The organism is Pseudomonas sp. (assembly GCF_050739995.1).
GTDB lineage: Bacteria > Pseudomonadota > Gammaproteobacteria > Pseudomonadales > Pseudomonadaceae > Aquipseudomonas.
Window position 1 is genome coordinate 1 of sequence record NZ_JBOICG010000677.1, and the last position, 1,946, is coordinate 1,946.

General features: G+C 61.2%; 3 protein-coding genes and 1 pseudogene. All 4 read left to right on the forward strand.

The window, feature by feature from the left end; all coding sequences use genetic code 11:
• Nucleotides 1–267, forward strand: a 267-nt coding sequence (locus ACRESD_RS22950; protein ID WP_431752997.1) for a metal ABC transporter solute-binding protein, Zn/Mn family, incomplete at its 5' end; no start/stop codon positions are given.
• Nucleotides 264–677: a phosphoribosyl-AMP cyclohydrolase gene (hisI, locus tag ACRESD_RS22955; protein ID WP_431752998.1), complete on the forward strand. Its 414-nt coding sequence runs from the start codon at nt 264–266 to the stop codon at nt 675–677. The genes ACRESD_RS22950 and hisI, both read left to right, overlap by 4 nt.
• On the forward strand, nt 674–1,234 hold the full coding sequence (locus tag ACRESD_RS22960; RefSeq protein WP_431752999.1) for a DapH/DapD/GlmU-related protein: 561 nt from the start codon (nt 674–676) through the stop codon (nt 1,232–1,234). Before hisI ends, ACRESD_RS22960 begins: the two co-directional genes overlap by 4 nt.
• Nucleotides 1,235–1,237: 3 nt before the next feature.
• Nucleotides 1,238–1,946, forward strand: a pseudogene (locus tag ACRESD_RS22965) (dihydroorotase); the annotation flags it as partial.

Consider the following 1,946-nt stretch of genomic DNA (forward strand, 5'->3'; position numbering starts at 1 on the left):
CCTCAAGGTCTGTCGACTGAACGTGAGCCATCGGCCGCCGAAGTCGCTGCGCTGATCACCCAGATCCGCAAAGACAAGGTCAAGGCCGTGTTCATGGAAAACATCAAGGACTCGCGCCTGCTCAAGCAGATCGCCGACGAAAGCGGCGCGCAGATCGGCGGCACGTTGTACTCCGACGCCCTCGCCGCCGAAGGCCCGGCCAGCACCTTCACCGGGCTGTTCGAATACAACCTCAACACCCTGTGCGCCGCCCTGAGCAAACCATGACGCTGAGCATGCTCGATCTGGAAAAGGCAGCCCTCGGCAGCCGCTTTCCACTCGAACCCGTGCTGAACGCCCTGCCGTGGAACAGCGATGGCCTGATTGCCGCCATCGCCCAGCAACACGGCACGGGCGAGGTGTTGATGCTGGCCTGGATGAACCGCCAGGCCCTCAACGAAACCCTCACCACCGGGCACGTTTGCTATTGGTCGCGTTCACGCCAACAGCTGTGGCGCAAGGGCGAAAGCTCCGGCCACTGGCAACAGTTGATCGAAGCGCGCCTGGATTGCGACGGCGACGCGGTGCTACTGATCGTCGACCAGCAAGGCCCGGCCTGCCACACCGGCCGGCCGACCTGCTTCTACAACGCCATCGACGACAACTACGTCCACATCATTACGGAGCCTGAAGCATGATCCGCAAAAACCCTTCCGGCGATCTGCCAGTGATTGCCGAATCGGCCTACGTCGACAAAACCGCGATCATCTGCGGCAAAGTCATCATTGGTGAAAATGTGTTTGTCGGCCCCTATGCCGTGATCCGTGCCGACGAAGTCGACGCCACTGGAGACATGGACCCCATCACCATCGGCGCCAACTCCAACATCCAGGACGGCGTGGTCATTCACTCCAAATCCGGTGCAGCGGTGACTATTGGAGAATTCACATCCATTGCGCATCGCTCCATCGTCCACGGCCCCTGCACCGTCGGCGACCGGGTGTTCATCGGCTTCAACAGCGTGTTGTTCAACTGCGCTGTGGGCGACGGCTGTGTGGTACGTCACAACTCGGTGGTCGACGGCCGTGATTTGCCCGCTGCCTTCTACGTACCCTCCACCACCCGCATCGGGCCTAACACCGACCTGTCGCAATTCCCGCCGGTCAGCGTCAGCGCCTCGGAGTTTTCCGAAGACGTGGCTCGCACGAATGTCGACCTGGTACTCGGTTACAAAGCCCTGCAAAACGAGTTCTGAACCATGAGCCGCCTGCTGATTCGCAATGCCCGCCTGGTCAATGAAGGCCAAGAATTCGACGCCGATGTGCTGGTCGCCAATGGCCGCATCGAGAAGATCGCCAGCAGCATCGAAGGCTGCAACGAGCCGGTGGAAATCGACGCCCAGGGCCAATGGCTGCTGCCGGGTATGATCGATGACCAAGTGCACTTTCGCGAACCCGGCGCGCCGGACAAAGGCAGTTTCTACAGTGAGTCCCGCGCGGCGGTGGCCGGTGGCATCACCAGTTTCATGGACATGCCCAACACCAATCCCGCCACACTGACCCTGGAAGCCCTGGCCGATAAAAAGCGCCGCGCCGCTTTGCATTCGGTGGCCAACTACGGCTTTCACTTTGGAGTGAGCAACGACAATCTCGACATCGTCGCCGCCCTCGACCCGCGGGAAGTCGCCGGGGTCAAAGTGTTCATGGGTGCCTCCACCGGCAATATGCTGGTAGACGACCCACGCATTCTGGAGCGCTTGTTTGCCGAAGTGCCGACGATCCTGCTGGCCCACTGCGAGCACACGCCGAGCATCCTGGCCAACGAGCAACGTTTGCGTGAGCGCTTCGGCGAGCAGATTCCCGCCGTCGCCCACCCGCTGATCCGGGATGCTGAAGCCTGCTATCGCTCATCTTCTCTTGCCGTGGAATTGGCTCGACGTCACGGTACACGGTTGCACGTACTGCACC

Excerpts from the sequence above, each read along its gene's own strand:
- hisI (WP_431752998.1), top strand. The coding sequence starts at position 264 with ATGACGCTGAGCATGCTCGATCTGGAAAAGGCAGCCCTCGGCAGCCGC.
- ACRESD_RS22960 (WP_431752999.1), top strand. The coding sequence starts at position 674 with ATGATCCGCAAAAACCCTTCCGGCGATCTGCCAGTGATTGCCGAATCG.